The sequence below is a fragment of the Psychrobacillus sp. PGGUH221 genome (assembly GCF_042055255.1).
Classification (GTDB): Bacteria; Bacillota; Bacilli; order Bacillales_A; family Planococcaceae; genus Psychrobacillus.
Genome location: NZ_JAQMHQ010000032.1, coordinates 1 through 685 on the forward strand (window position 1 = coordinate 1; position 685 = coordinate 685).

Below are 685 nucleotides of genomic sequence, written 5' to 3' on the forward strand. Positions count from 1 at the left end.
AGTATTATTTACTAAATCCTGAGCAATATCTATCTGTTTACGAGTCTTCATCTAAGGATAGTTACCGAGCAAATAAAAATAATGATAAAGATCTTAAAAAAATTGATTTCTTAAAAAGTATGATATTGCAATGACTAAACATATTATTGTGCTAACGGGTGCTTTGGTTCAAGAATCGACTGCCTTACAGGCTAGCTTTTTCTTATGGAACTAACGCAGCAGGTTAGTTCTAGAAACTATTATAAAGGTTATCCGTATAGGTATTAAGGGTATTATTAAGGAGGTTTAGTTATGTTGTGGGATAAACCTATATGTATTGTATGTGATAAAGAAATTAAGGAAGATGACGTTGTTTTTGTAAAAATGCGTTACCCAAAGCGAAAAGGTTTTACTGAGATAAAAGTTTATTTAAGAAACGAAGGCAAATTCATTTGTGAAGACTGTTTTAATAATAAATCCTACTAAACTTTATTCAACTAACGAGTTCTTTAGTTAACAAGACCATCATATTGATGGTCTATTTTTACGTCTAAAATATGTATGAAGACTTCGGTAATACATTGTGAAATGTTACACTTAAACTAACGGGGCAGGTTAGTTCAATAAGGAAATCGAAAAAAATAATGGAGAATTTTTATATATGGTTAGCAGTTGGGAAACAAGTTCTTTGGAAATAAAGGATTTT

1 protein-coding gene is annotated in these 685 nt (G+C 30.2%); it reads left to right on the plus strand.

The annotated features are described in order from the left end of the window. Positions 1–291 precede the first annotated feature (291 nt). Positions 292–465, plus strand: coding sequence for a Fe3+ hydroxamate ABC transporter substrate-binding protein (locus tag PGC35_RS22030; RefSeq protein ID WP_375220724.1), 174 nt, complete (start codon positions 292–294; stop codon positions 463–465). Positions 466–685 lie beyond the last annotated feature (220 nt).